Origin of the sequence: Lutibacter citreus (assembly GCF_003260195.1) — a bacterium.
Lineage (GTDB): Bacteria > Bacteroidota > Bacteroidia > Flavobacteriales > Flavobacteriaceae > Lutibacter > Lutibacter citreus.
In genome coordinates, this window is the sequence record NZ_QEIH01000004.1 from 196,196 (window position 1) to 213,521 (window position 17,326).

At 28.3% G+C, this 17,326-nt stretch carries 15 protein-coding genes; 9 read left to right on the top strand and 6 right to left on the bottom strand.

The annotated features are described in order from the left end of the window. Nucleotide 1: 1 nt before the first annotated feature. Nucleotides 2-2,203 (bottom strand): S46 family peptidase, encoded by a 2,202-nt coding sequence (locus DAD81_RS09895; protein WP_111708104.1) that lies wholly within the window; start codon nucleotides 2,201-2,203, stop codon nucleotides 2-4. 101 nt (nucleotides 2,204-2,304) lie between these two features. On the opposite strand from DAD81_RS09895, the gene DAD81_RS09900 reads away from it, so the two are divergent. The 4 genes from DAD81_RS09900 to DAD81_RS09915 all read left to right on the top strand — a co-directional run bounded on the left by DAD81_RS09900 (nucleotide 2,305) and on the right by DAD81_RS09915 (nucleotide 5,723). Beyond that, nucleotides 2,305-3,606: a DUF819 family protein gene (locus DAD81_RS09900; protein ID WP_111708105.1), complete on the top strand. Its 1,302-nt coding sequence runs from the start codon at nucleotides 2,305-2,307 to the stop codon at nucleotides 3,604-3,606. 53 nt (nucleotides 3,607-3,659) lie between these two features. Next, nucleotides 3,660-4,358: a DUF4369 domain-containing protein gene (locus DAD81_RS09905; protein ID WP_111708106.1), complete on the top strand. Its 699-nt coding sequence runs from the start codon at nucleotides 3,660-3,662 to the stop codon at nucleotides 4,356-4,358. A gap of 225 nt (nucleotides 4,359-4,583) precedes the next feature. Beyond that, on the top strand, nucleotides 4,584-5,078 hold the full coding sequence (locus DAD81_RS09910) for an RNA polymerase sigma factor (RefSeq protein WP_111708107.1): 495 nt from the start codon (nucleotides 4,584-4,586) through the stop codon (nucleotides 5,076-5,078). A gap of 3 nt (nucleotides 5,079-5,081) precedes the next feature. Beyond that, nucleotides 5,082-5,723: a hypothetical protein gene (locus DAD81_RS09915; RefSeq protein WP_111708108.1), complete on the top strand. Its 642-nt coding sequence runs from the start codon at nucleotides 5,082-5,084 to the stop codon at nucleotides 5,721-5,723. 63 nt (nucleotides 5,724-5,786) lie between these two features. Here the strand turns inward: DAD81_RS09915 and DAD81_RS09920 are convergent, their stop codons facing one another. From DAD81_RS09920 to DAD81_RS09935, 4 genes are all read right to left on the bottom strand, one after another. Beyond that, entirely contained in the window at nucleotides 5,787-6,587 is an 801-nt protein-coding gene (locus DAD81_RS09920) for a TIGR00266 family protein (RefSeq protein ID WP_111708109.1), read from the bottom strand. A gap of 11 nt (nucleotides 6,588-6,598) precedes the next feature. Beyond that, on the bottom strand, nucleotides 6,599-7,063 hold the full coding sequence (locus tag DAD81_RS09925) for a DUF4442 domain-containing protein (RefSeq protein WP_111708110.1): 465 nt from the start codon (nucleotides 7,061-7,063) through the stop codon (nucleotides 6,599-6,601). 70 nt (nucleotides 7,064-7,133) lie between these two features. Next, on the bottom strand, nucleotides 7,134-8,237 hold the full coding sequence (locus DAD81_RS09930) for a hybrid sensor histidine kinase/response regulator (protein WP_111708111.1): 1,104 nt from the start codon (nucleotides 8,235-8,237) through the stop codon (nucleotides 7,134-7,136). A 13-nt stretch (nucleotides 8,238-8,250) separates the two neighbouring features. After that, nucleotides 8,251-11,331: a PAS domain S-box protein gene (locus tag DAD81_RS09935; protein WP_111708112.1), complete on the bottom strand. Its 3,081-nt coding sequence runs from the start codon at nucleotides 11,329-11,331 to the stop codon at nucleotides 8,251-8,253. Nucleotides 11,332-11,579: 248 nt separating this feature from the next. Here DAD81_RS09935 and DAD81_RS09940 point away from each other — a divergent pair, with 248 nt between their 5' ends. The 5 genes from DAD81_RS09940 to DAD81_RS09960 all read left to right on the top strand — a co-directional run bounded on the left by DAD81_RS09940 (nucleotide 11,580) and on the right by DAD81_RS09960 (nucleotide 16,854). Beyond that, complete coding sequence (locus DAD81_RS09940) at nucleotides 11,580-11,951, top strand: DUF4870 domain-containing protein (protein ID WP_111708113.1); 372 nt, start codon at nucleotides 11,580-11,582, stop codon at nucleotides 11,949-11,951. A gap of 32 nt (nucleotides 11,952-11,983) precedes the next feature. Further along, nucleotides 11,984-12,325, top strand: coding sequence for a PadR family transcriptional regulator (locus DAD81_RS09945; RefSeq protein ID WP_111708114.1), 342 nt, complete (start codon nucleotides 11,984-11,986; stop codon nucleotides 12,323-12,325). Next, on the top strand, nucleotides 12,322-14,073 hold the full coding sequence (locus DAD81_RS09950; protein WP_111708115.1) for a PspC domain-containing protein: 1,752 nt from the start codon (nucleotides 12,322-12,324) through the stop codon (nucleotides 14,071-14,073). Before DAD81_RS09945 ends, DAD81_RS09950 begins: the two co-directional genes overlap by 4 nt. A gap of 94 nt (nucleotides 14,074-14,167) precedes the next feature. Further along, nucleotides 14,168-14,881: a head GIN domain-containing protein gene (locus DAD81_RS09955; RefSeq protein WP_111708116.1), complete on the top strand. Its 714-nt coding sequence runs from the start codon at nucleotides 14,168-14,170 to the stop codon at nucleotides 14,879-14,881. 167 nt (nucleotides 14,882-15,048) lie between these two features. Next, nucleotides 15,049-16,854 carry a hypothetical protein gene (locus DAD81_RS09960; protein ID WP_111708117.1) on the top strand — a complete coding sequence of 602 codons (1,806 nt, stop codon included), beginning with the start codon at nucleotides 15,049-15,051 and terminating at the stop codon, nucleotides 16,852-16,854. 51 nt (nucleotides 16,855-16,905) lie between these two features. Here DAD81_RS09960 and DAD81_RS09965 read toward each other — a convergent pair whose 3' ends face one another. Beyond that, nucleotides 16,906-17,325, bottom strand: coding sequence for an RrF2 family transcriptional regulator (locus tag DAD81_RS09965; protein ID WP_111708322.1), 420 nt, complete (start codon nucleotides 17,323-17,325; stop codon nucleotides 16,906-16,908). Nucleotide 17,326: the final 1 nt, after the last annotated feature.

The window sequence follows — 17,326 nt, forward strand, 5'->3', positions numbered from 1 at the left end:
TCTATTTTTTTGGATGTACTAAAGTCATCTCTTTAATTAAGTTTGTTGCACCTGCATATTTATCTACAATAAATAAAACATAACGCACATCTACCATAATATTTCTGCAAATATCGGCATCATAATTATAGTCACTCATTGTTCCTTCCCAAACTCTATCAAAATTCAAACCAATTAAATTTCCATTAGCATCAATTGCTGGGCTTCCTGAGTTTCCTCCAGTTGTATGATTTGTACCAATAAAACAAACTGGCATTTTACCATTGTCTGCATATTGTCCGTAATCTTTAGTGTTATACAACTCTAAAAGTTTTTTAGGTACATCAAACTCATAATCACCAGGAACATACTTTTCTATAACACCTTTTAAATATGTTGTGTTTCCATAACGCATACCATCTTTTGGTGCATAACCTTTAACTTGACCGTAAGTTACACGAAGAGTACTGTTTGCATCTGGAAAAAATCTTTTAGATGGAAAAACTTCCATTAAAGCTTTCATATACTTTTTTTGAACCGCTCCAATTTTTAAATTTAACTCCTGAAATTTTGGTTCAATTTTAAAATAAAAAGTACTGTGTAAATCTTTTCCAAACCTATACCCCGGATCTGCATTTAATTTTTCAATTACTTCTTTGGCTGAACCGTTTAATAATTCTTCAGCTCCAGCCAAACTAGTTAATTTAGAATTATTAAAAATATTTTTAGTCAATGTAGAGTAATCAACATTTTGCATTGCAGCAGGCACATATTCTTTTGGTGCTTTTTCAGCATATAAACTTACTAATTTTTCAAAAACAGGTTTATCTACTTTAGCACTATAATTTTTATAGTATCCTTTATATCTATTTAACAATGATGTCCTAGAACTTTCAAAAGCTTGCTCTCCACCACGTAAAAAAGCCTGTTCTAGTTGAAATGCTCTGAAGGAAGCGTTCAACAATTCTGTATTTCTATAAGCCACTTCAATCCAATAATCTCTAGCCAAAGAAACGTCTTCAAATTCTTTATAAAGCGTTTCAAAATCAGATAATAATGTTTTGTAACCAACTAATTCTTTTTCATTTACAATTTTAGAAAACTTAGCTTCTAAATCTCTTTTCTTCTGAATTGCATTTGATTTCTCTATTCCTTGATTTTCACCAATCCATTTTTTCCAATAATTAGCAATTGAGGCATATTTTGAAGCATATTTAATTTTAATTTCTTGATCTGCTCTCATAAAACCATCAACAATTTTTAAAGCATTTTCACGTACTTCAATTTTTGCTGGGTTTAATGTATTTACAATTTGATCAACTGCTACAGCAGGTAAATACTCATCTGTACTACCTGGAAACCCAAATACTAACGTAAAATCATTTTCTTCAACACCATCTAATGAAATTGGTAAATGATGTGCTGGTTTATAAGGCACATTATCTTTAGAGTATTCAGCTGGTTTGTTATCTTTATTTGCATAAATTCTAAACATAGAAAAATCTCCAGTATGGCGAGGCCACATCCAGTTATCTGTATCTGAACCAAATTTACCAATAGCTGTTGGTGGAGCTCCTACTAAACGAACATCAGTAAACTCTTCAGTAACAAATAACAAATATTGATTTCCTTTATAAAACTCTTTTACATTTGCATCTTGCCAAGCTTCTTTTTTAGCCGATTTAGTTACTTTATTTATGTTTTGGCTAATTATTTTTTGTTTAGCTGTTTCATCCATTCCTTCAGTAACACCAACAAAAACGGCATCCGTTACATCATCTATTCTTTTAATAAAGGTTACTGAAAAGTTTTTATTTGGTAATTCTTCAGCATAACTTTTTGCCCAAAAACCATCTTTTAAGTAATCGTGATCCACACTAGAATGTGATTGAATTACACCATAACCACAGTGATGATTTGTAAGTAATAACCCATTTGGTGAAATTACTTCAGAAGTACAACCGCCATTAAAATGTACAATTGCATCTTTTAAACTTGAATTATTTACTGAATAAATATCTTCGGCAGTCATTTTACTACCTAATAATTTCATTTCTTCCTCGTTCATTCCTTTCAATAATGAAGGAACCCACATTCCTCCTTGAATTTCTCGAGTATCAAAAGCTTTGGAAGTTATACTTTCCTGAACCTTAGTTGTTTGTTTAATAGTATTACAAGAAACCACTAAAAATGCAACTAAAAAATAACGTAATATATATCTCATTTTTAATTTATTTATTCTGCCAAAGATAATAAACCGAAAACTCATATTTTATGAATAACAAAATAAAATATATTAAGTTTGTCAAAATTCAAAATTTTAATATGGATACTACACCTTTTTTTACACAAGATACAATTGCCTTTGGGATTTTAATGTTAACCTTAGGATTTGTTTTTTACACCTCATCAAGTAAAAACAAAGGTTGGGTAAAATTTTATAAATATGTTCCTGCACTTTTAATGGCTTATTTATTACCAGCCATTTTTACTTCAGCCGGATTAATAGCTCCAGAATGGGAAACTGTAAATGAAGTTGGAGAAAAAACGGCTCATAGCTCTCAATTATATTATGTTGCTAGTAGGTTTTTACTACCCGCAGCGTTGGTTTTAATGACTTTAAGTATTGATTTAAAAGCTGTATTTAACTTGGGTCCAAAAGCCTTAATAATGTTTATAACAGGAACAATTGGTATTATTATTGGCGGTCCAATTGCTGTTATGTTAATTTCTGCTATTTCACCCGAAACTGTTGGTGGAGCAGGTACAGATGCCGTTTGGAGAGGACTTGCAACTTTAGCTGGAAGTTGGATTGGAGGTGGAGCTAACCAAGCTGCAATGCTAGAAATTTACGAATATAACCCTAGAAAATATGGAGGGATGGTTTTGGTAGATATAGTTGTTGCTAATTTATGGATGGCAATTGTTTTAATTGGAATTGGAAAATCTGAAAAAATTGACAAATGGTTAAAATCAGACACTTCTGCTATTGAAAAATTAAAAGAAAAAGTTTCAACATATTCTTCAAAAATATCAAGAAACCCATCTCTTTCTGATTTAATTATTATACTATCTATTGCTTTTACCATTGTTAGTTTTTCTCATTTTGGAGCAGATACGATTTCTTCATTTTTAAAAGAAAATTTTGAAGCTGTAAGTGATAAAAGTTCTGCGCTTTCTTCATTTGGTTCTCAGTTTTTCTGGATGATAAGTATTGCAACAATTTTAGGAATTTTAGCTTCTTTTACAAAACTAAAAAACTATGAAGGTGCTGGAGCAAGTAAAATTGGAAGTGTCTTTATTTATATTTTAGTTGCAACCATTGGTATGAAAATGGATTTAAGCAAAATACTGGAAAATCCTGGGCTTATTGTTATAGGACTTGTTTGGATGACAATTCACGCTGTTTTATTAATAATTGTTGCTAAACTTATTAAAGCCCCTTATTTTTTCCTTGCTGTTGGTAGTCAAGCAAATGTTGGCGGAGCTGCCTCTGCACCCGTTGTTGCTGCTGCATTTCATCCATCTCTAGCTTCTGTAGGTGTTTTATTAGCTGTTTTTGGCTATGTTGTTGGTACTTATGGCGCTATGTTAACTGCCGAATTAATGCGAATAGTTGCTCCTTAATAATTGTAATTATTCAAATAAAAATTAGATATTTGTTTTATAAATTTAATTAAATGAAAAAAATAATTAGCTGCTTATTTATTGTCGCGCTTTTAGCTTCCTGTGGAAAAAATAAAACAGGAAATATGATGGTAAATTGCAATATTGAAGGACTTAAAAAAGGAACTATTTATCTACAAAAACTATCTGACACCGCATTAGTATCAGTTGATTCAGTAAAAATAAATGGAATAAGCAATTTCATTTTATATGACAATGTTGAAAGTCCTGAAATTTATTATATTATGTTAAATAATATAGATGAAGAAAAAATTCCTTTTTTTGGAGAAAAAGGTAAAATTACGTTAAACACAAAATTAGATAAGTTTGCAACTTCAGCAAAAATAACGGGATCTAAAAATCAAGATATTTTAACTGAGTATAAAAATATGATGCAAAAATTTACTGGAAAAGAATTAGATTTAATAAAAGCACGATTTGAAGCTCAAAAAGAAGATGACCAAGATCTATTTTTAGAAATTCAAAAAGAAGAGAAAAATCTAATTAAAAGAAAGTACTACTATACTACAAATTTTGCCATTCAAAATAAGAACAAAGAAGTTGCTCCGTATTTGGCTTTAACTGAATTATATTATGCTAATATTAGATTATTAGATACTGTAAACAATTCGTTAACAAAAAAAATTAAGTCTTCAAAATACGGTAAAGAACTTAATAAATTTGTAACTGAAATAAAAAGCAAAGAAAAATAATTTATTTTTCTTTTACCTTAAAAAAGGCTGATTAAAAAATGAAATCTTCATCAACCTGAACTTAATTCAGGTTATCATACTAATTAATTTGTAGTATGATGAAATTCTGAAATAAATTTAGAATGATGAGTTTTTATTACTTTTTAACCAGCCTCTTTTTATTTTCACATAATTGTGTAACAAATTTATCTTATTAGCTACCTATTAATTGAAAATAAGTAACCTGTGAATAAAGAACTTGAACATAAATTTATTTCTGAATTTCAAAAAAATCAGAATATAATTCATAAAGTGTGTAGAATTTACACTAATAATCAGGACGCTCATAATGATTTATTTCAGGAGATAACCATACAACTTTGGAAGGCCTACCCGAAGTTTAGGGGAGATTCAAAACTTAGTACTTGGATGTACAGAATTGGTTTAAATACCGCAATAACATTATATAGAAAATCGAAGCGAACTATAAAAACACAAGATTTTGAAACTGTTCTTTACAAAATAAAATCAACAGAATATGATAATACTGAAGAGGAACAATTAAAATTAATGTATAAGGCAATACATCAATTATCAGATATTGATAAAGGTTTAATTTTCTTGTATTTAGAAGACAAGAATTATAGAGAAATATCAGAAACATTAGGTATTTCAGAAGTAAATGCGCGAGTGAAAATGAATAGAATAAAGAAGCGCTTAAAAACAATATTAAATCCGTAAATCATGGATGAATTAGATTTATTAAAAAAAGACTGGAAAAAGCAGGATGCAAATTTCCCAAAATTATCTTATAATGAGATATATAAAATAATACATAAAAAATCCTCATCTATAGTAAAGTGGATTTTATTTATATGTATAGCAGAACTATTATTTTGGAGTTCTTTAAACTTATTAGTTCCAGAAAAGTATTTAGAAATATATGAAAAGTTTAATTTAAGAACTTTTTTATACATCACTCAAACAGTTCACTATTTAATTGTATTAATTTTTATTTACTTGTTTTATAAAAATTATAAAGCAATTTCAGTTACTGAAACAACCAATAATTTAATGCATAAAATAATTAAAACACGAAAAACAGTTAATTATTACGTGTATTATAATATTGCATTATATATTATATTATCTGTAATTGTTAATTTCATTATGTTTTCAAATCCTGAAACAATGATTGAAACACTTAACCCTAATAATGAAATTGATGTTTCAGGTGATAAGTTCCTAAATATTATGCTTATTGGGCAAATAATTACATTCGTAGTTATTATTGGGCTTTTATGGGTATACTACCAAATTATATATGGAATTTTACTTAAACGACTAAATAAAAATTATAAAGAATTAGAAACACTTGAAATTTAGTGTTAGTATAAAAAAAAGGTTCAATTAAAAATTGAACCTTTTTTTTATGGCTATTTTTCAGTTTTAAATTCTATTATCTCCATCTAAAATATCTCCAATCCCACCAAGAAGACTTCCTTCTCCTCTTGTTTTACCACCCGTTCTTGGCGCTAATGCCAACACCCTTCCTGCAAGTCTACTAAACGGTAAAGATTGAATATAAACAGTCCCTGGACCTTGTAAAGTAGCAAAAAACAATCCTTCACCTCCAAAAACCGTATTTTTTACACCTCCAACAAATTCTATATCATAATTAACATCTTTGGTAAATCCCACAACACAACCAGTATCTACTTTTAATGTTTCTCCTTGTTTTAATTCTTTCTTACACATATTTCCTCCAGCATGTACAAAAGTCATTCCATCTCCCTCAAGTTTTTGCATAATAAAGCCTTCTCCACCAAAAAGTCCACGTCCCAATTTTTTTGAAAATTCTATTCCAACAGTAACTCCTTTAGCTGCACATAAAAATGCATCTTTTTGGCATACAAACTTCCCTCCTAATTCACTTAAATCAATTGGAATTATTTGACCTGGATATGGGGCCGCAAAAGAAACATGCTTTTTATCTTGAGCTATATTTGAAAAAACCGTCATAAATAGACTCTCTCCTGTTAATAATCGCTTTCCTGCCGAAAAAAGCTTTCCCAATATTCCTTCTTCTTGATTTGACCCATCACCAAATATTGTATCCATTTTAATCCCATCATTCATCATCATAAAACTCCCAGACTCAGCTACAACACCCTCTTGAGGATCCAACTCAATTTCAACAAATTGCATTTCTTCACCATAAATTTTATAATCTATTTCATGTGCATTCATATATATTTTTTTTAAGATTTATCAGATTTTAATTTTACACTCCATTCAAATTCATATTCTGAAACTACATCTCCTTGTTCATCTACACCAATAGATTTCATAATAATTGTTTGTCCATCTCCAGTTTTAACGGTTTTGCTTAAGGCTTCATCTATTAATTCACCATCATTACATGTAAAGGAAATTTTACCAATAGCTTTCTTTGTAAAGTTACCATTATGATTGGTAACTAACATTGAAATTTTCTTGCCAGATTCTTTAATTTTCTTAATAACAATAGCACCTGTAGTAAGTTCGGCCGCCATTGATTGCACTGCAAAATACATTGAATTAAATGGATTTTGATTAATCCACCTATACTTAACTGTCGCTATAGCCTTCTTTTCATCAAGTTTTTTAAGCCTTACTCCACAGATAAATGCAGCAGGTAATTTAAACATCAAAAACCTATTCATATTTTTAACTGTAACCTCCATATAAAGTAATTTGAGGTTAAATTAAAAAAAAGAAGTAATTAATAAGTTGTTTTAGTAATTTATTTACGGTTTAATTAACACATTCTAGATTAAAAGTAAATTTACTACCAATATTAGGTTTACTTTCAACTCTAATATCTCCATCATTTTCAGTAATAAACTCTTTACAAAGTATTAATCCAAGTCCAGTTCCTCTTTCATTATTAGTCCCTTTGGAAATAAAATTACTTTCAATTTTAAAAATTTTGTTTAATTCTTCAAGTGTCATTCCAATTCCTGTATCTTGAATTTCAGTTTCAATAAACTTTTTATTATTTACAACAACTTCTTTTGAAGTTATAAAAATCCCACCACCATTTGGAGTAAACTTTACTGCATTTGATATTAGGTTTCTTACAACTGTTGAAATCATTTTTTCATCTGCTCTAATTAGCATATTTTCTTCAAAATCAGCTTTAAATTTAATTTCTTTAGCTAAAGCTTGTGGTACATGCCCTTCTATATTTCTATTTAATAAATTACTTAGATTAAAATTAATCTTTTCCGATTTTAAATGTCCACTTTTAATTCTTGCCCAACTCATTAAATTCTCAAGTATTTCTAATGAAAATTTAGATGATTCATTTATATACTTAATAAATACTTTAACTTTTTCACTATCAAAATCATCAAAATTATCCTTTAATATATTTGAAAACCCTATAATATTTGCAATTGGATTTTTTAAATCATGAGAGATTATTGAAAAAAACTTGTCCTTAGTTGCGTTTTCACGTTCCAACTCTTCAGATTGGCTTTTTAATTTGATATGTGTAGAAATACGAACTAGAAGTTCTTCACTATTAAATGGTTTAGTTATAAAATCTACACCTCCAACTTTAAAAGCTTTAGTTACACTTTTAGAATCTGTATTTGCTGTTAAAAATATTACAGGAATTTTACTGTTTTCAGTATTTTCTTTAATTTTTTTACACGTTTCATAACCATCCATTTCTGGCATTTGAATATCTAAAAGAATTAAATCGGGTTTTGTTTTTTCCAAAATACTTAATGCAGACTTACCGCTTTTAGCCATTCTAAAATCGTAATTACTACCCATTAATACATTTGCAATTAATTTTAAATTATTTGCGTTATCATCTACTATTAAGATTATTTTTTTCGGGACGATCATAATATAATTTTTATTACTGAAACCAATTAATTATTTCTTCAAATTCCATTTCATTTATTGAGTCTTCAATAATCTTAAATGATAAATTAGTTTCTTTTTCTAGATTAACCAACAACTCTTGTAAAAACTTAAAATCACCTTGTTCCGCTGCCTTTAATAAATCTAATTTAAAAGCTTCCGGTACATCTGATGGTTTTGCTGCTACTTTTAATTCTAAATTTTCATTCTTTTTTTGAAAAATAAATTTAACACCTGCTCTATTCTGTAATTCTTCAATTAATGAATTAAAAATTACTGGTTTTTTTATAAAGACAGTTGCACCTAATTCCATTATCTCAATTTGTTCAGACTCCATTGCACTGGCGCTTATTACAAATATCATTACATCATGATTACCTTTTACATCTAAAATTTGCCTTGTTGCTTCAACACCATTTAAAATTGGCATTACTACATCCATAAAAATAATATCGGGTTTCCATTCCTTATATATTTCAACAGCTTCCAATCCATTTTCGGCCATTTTTATATCAAAACCTAATGGACTAAATTTCTTATATAAAATATCTCTATTTTCAAACCTATCATCAACAATTACAAGTTTTAACCCTTTCATTTCAGGACTTAATGATACTAATTTTAATTCCTCTCTATCTTCTTTTATAATAGATTCTTTTCCTTTTTTGAATTTAAAATTAAATATGAATTCAGATCCAACTCCAAATTCACTTTTCATTAAAATATCACCATTCATTAAATTTGCAATTTTTTTACAAATTGCTAATCCTAACCCAGTTCCTCCTGAAACAGAATTCCCTTTTTGAGCCTGCTCAAATGGTTTAAATATTCTGCTCTGCTCTTCTTTTAGAATACCACAACCAGTATCCTTCACCTTCACTTCAAGCATATTTTGTTTGTTAATTTCAATTGAAACTTTTATGCTACCTTTTGATGTGAATTTTAATGAATTTCCTATTAAATTAATTATAACTTGTTTAATTTTAGCCTCATCACCTTCAATGGCTTTTGGGACTTCTTTTCCAATTACAAATGATAAGTCTATATTTTTTTGTTGTGCACTAATTTTAAAAAGTTGCTCAACTTCTTTTAATAATTCAATAAAATTAAAATCTAAAAAGGTTAAAGTTAACCTACCAGCTTCTATTTTAGACATATCTAAAATATCATTAATTAATATTAGTAAATGTTCTCCACTTTTATTAATTGTTTTTAGATTATTTTGTTGATTTTTAGTTAAATTATCATCTTCTTGAAGTAACTGAGAATAACCAAGAATCGCGTTCATTGGTGTTCTAATTTCGTGACTCATATTAGACAAGAAAGTAGACTTTGAAAGGTTAGCTGAAATTGCTTCTTCCGTTGCTTTTTTTAACTTAATTTCATTTTCAATTCGCTCAGTTATATCTTCAGAAGTACCAACAACCCCAATAACCTCATTATTTTCATCAAAAAAAGGTAATTTACTTGTTGTAACCCATCTTTTTTTTCCATTTATAATAAAAGTTTCTTGATAATTTAAATTAGGCTTACCACTTAACATAGTAACTACATCATCAGCTCTAAATTTTTCAGCATCTTTTCTATTAGTAAAATCAAAATCTGACTTTCCTATTATTTCATCTTCATTTTTAAGTGAATTTTCTTTTAAAAAGGCTGTATTACAACCTAAAAATTTTGATTCTCTATTTTTCCAAAATACCTTTACGGGAATATTATCAAGCACATTTCTCAACACTTCTTTAGAAAGTGTAGCTTCATAAGTCACTTTTTTTAATTTTTCTTCGGTTTTCTTTTGTAAGGTAATTTCCTCTTTAACCGCCATATAATTTGTAATAACACCTTCAGCATTTTTAATTGGGGTAATAGAGGCTCGCTCCCAATAAAGTCTACCACTTTTAGATTTATTTTGAAATTCACCCAACCACTCTTTTCCAGAAGAAATTAGCTCCCACATATTGCAAAAATATGCTTTATCTTGATTTCCAGAATTTAAAATTCGAGGATTAATACCTAAAGCCTCTTCTTTTGTGTAGCCACTGGTTTCGGTAAATTTTGCGTTTACATACTCTATTTCGCCTTTTGTATTTGTAATAACAATTGTATTTGCACTTTGTTCAACAGCTAAGGAAAATTTTCTAAGTTCAAATCTTTTTCTACTTCTTAATATTGCAGAACTAATATAAGATGACACAAACTCAAGTAAATCTAAATCCTGTTGTCCATATGCGTTTAAATCGGTGTAGCTTTGAATTACTATTGCCCCTATTACTTTAGAGTCAATTATTAATGGAGCTCCCATCCAAACTTTTGGAAAAACCCCAAGTAATTCGATTTTTCCTGTATCTATTAGTTCTCTGTATCTCTCGGATTGAACTAATAAGGGTACTTTCCCTTTCATTAAATAACCTGTCATTGATTTTCCTACAGGAAATTCTCTTTCAGATACTTCCCCTCTTATAAAAGGGATATTAATAGTTTCCTTTTCTTCATTATAAAAAGCAATATAGGCGTTAGAAACATCTAACAAACCTGACAATTGTTCAAGTATAAACTTATTATACTCCTCAAAACTATTAATTTCGTAACCTTGTTGTGATATTTTAAGTAATACCTTTTGAATATCTATTGCTCTTTTAAAATCCGTTACATTTCTAATAATACCTTCGTAATAAAGAAAGTTCCCGAAATCATCATAAATTTTTTCTCCAAAGTCTTTAATCCAAATTTTTGAACCATCCTTTTTACTAATTTGGTGCATCTCTTTGCTATCACCCTCTATTTTTTCAATAGCACCATTTTCTTTTGCGGTATTCAAACACAATTGCTTCATTCCAATTGCCCCCATCAATTCTTCTTTTGATGAATAACCTAACAATGTTACCAGAGCTCTATTTACATCTATAAATTTACCTTCCGGGGTACTTTTATAAATTCCATCTAAAGAATTATTAAAAAGATTATCATACTTTCTATCATCATGTTTTAAAGAATAAATAATTTTCTCTTGTTTTTTAACAAGAGATATTAATTCTTCTTTAGATAAACTTTCTTCAATTTTATTTTCAATTCCCATCACCAAATAAATAAAGACCAATACTGAACAACCATTTATTTAGCCACTCTAACCATTTAAGCCTATTTAGGCGCCAAATATACAACATTTCAAACTATTACTACTATTTGTAAAAATTAAAGAATAAAATCATCTCATCTTTACATACTTCTATTTTGTTAAAAAAATGTTAATTTACAGTACTATGTCTTGCATACTACTATCTTTTATATATATATTTGCATAAGAAACTAATAAAAACACCAATTATGATAACCCAAAACGATAAAAACTACAGTACATTAACACATTTAAGCGGTTTTGCTGGTTGGTTTATTCCATTCGGTAATATATTGGCTCCGCTTGTTTTATGGTCAGCTAAAAAAAATGAAAGCTCTTATATAGATGCTCATGGAAAATCTGCTGTAAACTTTCAATTAAGTTTAATTGTTTATGGATTTTTATTAGCATTGTTAATTGTACCAGTTGCTATTTTAACCTTAGGCCTAGGCTTAATAGCAATTCTTTTAGGAATCATACCAGCATTAATTTTAAAAGTAATTTTAATAATTACAGCTAGTATAAAAGCAAATAATGGAGAAGAATATCAATACCCTTTCACCATAGATTTTATAAAATAGCAATTAGCTTTTAATTTAATAAATCTTAACAAATGAAGATAGAAAACACAAAAGCACAAATGAGAAAAGGAGTTTTAGAATTTTGCATTCTATCCATATTACAGCATGGAGATGCTTATACTTCTGAAATACTTTCTCAGCTAAAAGACGCAAAATTATTGGTGGTAGAAGGCACTATTTATCCTTTATTAACTAGGTTAAAAAATGCCGGTTTACTCAGTTACAGATGGGAAGAATCAACATCTGGACCACCAAGAAAATATTACGCCTTAACTGAAACAGGAAAATTATTTTTAAAAGAATTAAACACAACTTGGAGTGCACTTGTTGAAGCTGTAGACTTAGTAACTTCAAAAAAACCAACTGAAAAATGAACAAAACAATAAATATAAATTTAGGAGGTATCTTCTTTCATATTGATGAAATCGCTTATCAAAAACTGAAACGTTATTTAGATGCCATAAGAAGATCTTTAAGTGACGATCCGCAAGGAAGAGATGAAATTTTAAATGATATTGAACATAGAATTGGTGAATTACTTTCAGAAAGAGTTAAAGATACTCGGCAGGTTATTAATGAAAACGACATTGACCAAGTAACCAAAATAATGGGAAAACCAGAAGATTATTTGGTAGATGAAGAAATTTTTGAAGATCAACCAAAATATCGCTCTAAAACACCAACAAAAAAACTATTTAGAGATAGTGAGGATAAATTTCTTGGAGGTGTTTGTTCAGGTTTAGGGCATTATTTTGGAATAGACTCTATTTGGATGCGTATTATTTGGATTGTGCTAACTTTTCCTTCTGGTGGAGCAACAATACTTATTTACATATTACTATGGATTTTACTTCCTCAAGCCAATTCAACTGCAGAAAAACTACAAATGAAAGGTGAGCCAGTAAATATTAGTAACATTGAAAAAAAAATTAGAGAGGAATTTAACGAAGTTTCTTCACGCGTAAAAGATGGTGTAAATGACGTATCAGAAAAAATGAAAAATTCTGAGTTTAAAAAAAAAGTAAATAGCAATTCAAAATCTGGATTTGAAGAAATTATAGACACTTTAGGTACTATTTTAATTACACTATTTAAAGTTTTTGGAAAACTAATTGGAGCATTACTAATTTTTATTGCTGCAGCAACACTAATAGGACTAATTATTGGAGCATTTTCTTTAGGAAGTTTTGAAATACTAGGTTTTGGTGAAGAATTTGTACACTATCCAAACTTCTTTTTAAATTCTGTTTTACCACATTGGTTACTTGCAATATTTGTTTTTATAGCTATAGGAATTCCTTTTGTAATATTATTTATACTAGGGTTAAAAATATTAACTAGTAACACCAAATCTATAAGTTCAACCACAAAACTCTCTTTATTAGGTGTTTGGATAATTTCAATTTTAGGTTTAGGATTTGCTGGTATTAATTTTGCAGCTCAAAATTCTTCTAATGGAGTTTTTAAACATACCGAAGAACTTCCATTTGTTACTAACGATACTCTAAGAGTTAAAATGATTGATGATGAAAACTTATCTAATAATGATGAACTCAGAAGACGTCATGATTTTGAAACAGTATATGACAATAATGTTAAGAAATTATACTCCTCAAGTATTAATGTAGATATAAAATCTACTGATAAACCTAATGCGTTTGTAAAAATTAGAAAAGAATCTTCTGGTAAAACCAGATTAACAGCAAACAATGATGCTGAGTCTATTGAATATGAATTTAATCTATCAAATAAAGATTTACTTTTAAATGGATATTTTCTTTCTGATTTTAAAAATTTAGTTAAAGAACAAGAAATTGATATTACAATTTATTTACCAATAAATACAGTAATTTATTTAGATAAATCTACAAGAACATTTTTAGATGATGTTGATAATATACAAGATGTTCATGATAATGATATGCCTAAAAATCATTTTAAAATGACTGAAGACGGGTTGGAATGTTTAGACTGTGATCCAACTATTATAAGCGATAAGTATAAAAAGAAAAAAGATAATTTTAAACTTAATATTGATAGAAACGGAGTTGAAATTAAAGTTAATGATGGTGAAAACAATGCTGAAATTAAAATTGATGAAAATGGAATGAAAATTCAATAATCACAATTCAGAAGGAAATAATAACAGTTCGTCCTATTTATTTATAAAATCAAATCATATCAATTTAAATTTGAATAAACAAAATCATCTAACTATGAAAGCATTAACTAAATTAACGGCAATCGCTATTTTATTAATAACAACTACATCTTGTTTTATTGATGGTATTAAAGGAAATAGAAATGTTGTATCTGAAGACAGATCAATCAGTTCAAATTTTGATCAAATAAAAGTAGAACAAGGAATTCAGTTATTTATTACGCAAGACAATTTAACCGAATTAAAAGTTGAAGCTGATGAAAATATTATTGATTTATTAAAAACTGAAGTTGAGGGTAATGAACTAAAAATATATTTTGAAAAGAATATATATAGAGCTAAATCAAGAAATGTATATTTAAGTACTAAAGATATTTCAAAAATTAGAGCTTCTAGTGGTTCTTCAGTAAAATCAGAAAATACTATTCAAGTAAATTCTTTAGAATTAGATGCAAGCAGCGGCAGTTCAATAAAAATACAAACAAATGCAAACAAAATTTCTTCAGAATCATCAAGCGGCGCTCACATAAATGTTTTAGGAAAATCAAAATCTCTTTATTGCACTGCAAGTAGTGGAAGTTCTATAAATGCTAATAAATTAAAAACAACAGACGCTACAGCTAAAGCAAGTAGTGGAGCAAACATAAAGGTTTACGTAACAAAAAAATTAACCGCTAGAGCCAGTAGTGGCGGGGATATTGATTATAAAGGAAACCCTAAAAATGTTAATAAAGATACCTCTTCAGGAGGTAGTGTATCAAGAAGCTAATTCCAATTTATATATTAAATTGTTAAAGTCAGTTCTTTTTTTAGAGCTGGCTTTTTTTTATATTAGGTTCAAATTTTTCATTAAATGTTGACAACTATCAGTATTATTAGCAATTAGTTACCTATTTTTGCAATCACTAATAAATATAAATTAAAAATATATAAATTATGTCCAACAAAAATAATTCTCATACTTTTCACATACCAGTTATGGGATTGTCTTTTACATTAGATAGTCCAATTAAGGTTGCTAAGTATGGTATTTCTTCTGTTGTTTCAATTGTTGATGATGTTATTATTGAAAAAATGAATGAGTATTACTCATCTAAATTTGAGCTGCCATTTAAAGCTATTTCAAACAAAGCTGATGATTACAGAGCAAAAAGAATAACATCTTATTTAAACACGGTAGATACTATTGTAAAACAAAAATTTGAAAACCTTAAAAAAAGTTTTGAAGATAAAAGTAGTGAGTTTGAAAAATACATGGAAATGCTTCCTGATTTTTCTGAACTTAAACAAAATTTTACTCATACTTTTCAGAACAATAAAATTAAGGAAGAAGTTCATCAATGGATTGAGAGCAACCTAAAACCTGGTAGTATTGATGTTAACATCATGACCAAGCTTGATAAAGCTAATTTTAAAGGAAAAGAAAAACTTTCTTCAGAATATAATGATGCACATGCTGCATTAAGAGGTTTTGCTAATAGTAATTTAGAATCCTCTATTATACTATCTGCAGGAATGAACCCTAGATTATATAGCTATTTTGAAAAATTTGAAGATTTTTTTCCAAATGAAGATGGCTACTTAAGAAAGAAAATAATTCTAAAAGTTAGTGATTATAGATCTGCAATAATTCAGGGTAAATTTTTAGCAAAAAAAGGTTTATGGGTTTCTGAATACAGAATTGAATCTGGGTTAAATTGTGGAGGCCATGCTTTTGCTTCTGATGGATATTTAATAGGTCCTATTCTAGAAGAATTTAAAAACAATAAAGAAACATTAAAAAAAGATGTTTTCGATATTCTTAAAAATGCATTAGAAAAATCAGAAAAATCAATTCCTAAGGATTTAGATTTAAATATTACCGTTCAAGGTGGAGTAGGTAATTGGAAAGAGCATTCTTTTTTAATGGATAATTACAAGGTAGATTCTATAGGCTGGGGAACCCCATTTTTATTAGTTCCCGAAGCTACTACAGTTGAACCTGATACACTTCAAACATTAATTAAAGCTAAAGAAAAAGATTTATTTTTAAGTAATGTTTCTCCATTAGGGGTTCCTTTTAATAGCTTAAAAGGTAGTTCTAATGACAATATTAGAAATGCAAAAATTAAAGCAGGTAAACCAGGAAGTCCTTGTCCTAAAAAATTCTTAGCATTAAGTCTTGATGAAAAAGGAATGCCAATTTGTACTGCTTCTAAAAAAATGCAAACTCAAAGAATTGAAGAGTTAAAAGAAGAAAACCTAGACGAGGAAAGCTTTAATAAAAAATATAAACTAATTACAGATAAAACTTGTTTATGTGAAGGATTATCAAACTCTTCCTTAATTGCTTATGGTATTGAAAGAAAAGGTGAAGATCAAGGAGTTGCAATTTGTCCCGGACCAAATATGGCTTATTATACCAAAGAAGTATCTTTAAAAGAAATGGTTGGGCATATTTATGGTAAAAACAATGTTATTGAGGTAGACAACAGACCTCATATGTTTATTAAAGAGCTTTCTATGTATATAGATTATTTTTCAAATAAAGTAGATGAATTTAAAGATACACTTACTTTTAAAAATGAAAAATACTTAAAGACATTTAAAAGTAATTTAAATGATGGAATTGCTTATTACGAAGAAATGTTTTCAAGCACAAAAAATTATTTTGAAGTTACAAATTCTACTTTAAATACAGAATTAGAAAAACTAAAGAACGATTTGCTAAATATTCAAATACCTATATTTGAAAAAGCTTAAATAAAAAAACACTGCCAATTGGCAGTGTTTTTTTTATATCATTACTTTACGTTAAACATCACCGCAGTGAAAATTTTCTAAAGTCTTGTTTTCTAAAATTTTCAAGGTACTATCTCTAACTTCAGCCATTAATCTATTTAAACTACAGGCTTCTTCACTTGAGCAGTCATCACACCTTTCATAGTAATTTAAGCTAACACAAGGCAACATTGCAATAGGACCTTCTAGTACCCTAATAACAGATGAAATTTTAATTTCATGTGGAGATTTTAATAAATAATACCCACCTCCTTTACCTTTCTTTGAAGCTAAAAATCCATTCTTTTTAAGAATTAATAAAATACTTTCTAAAAATTTTTTTGAAATATTCTCAGATTCCGAAATATCTGATATTAAAACAGGTTTATTATGTTCTTGTTTAGCCAAGTAACTTAAGGCTTTAAGACCATATTTTGTTTTCATTGATAGCATA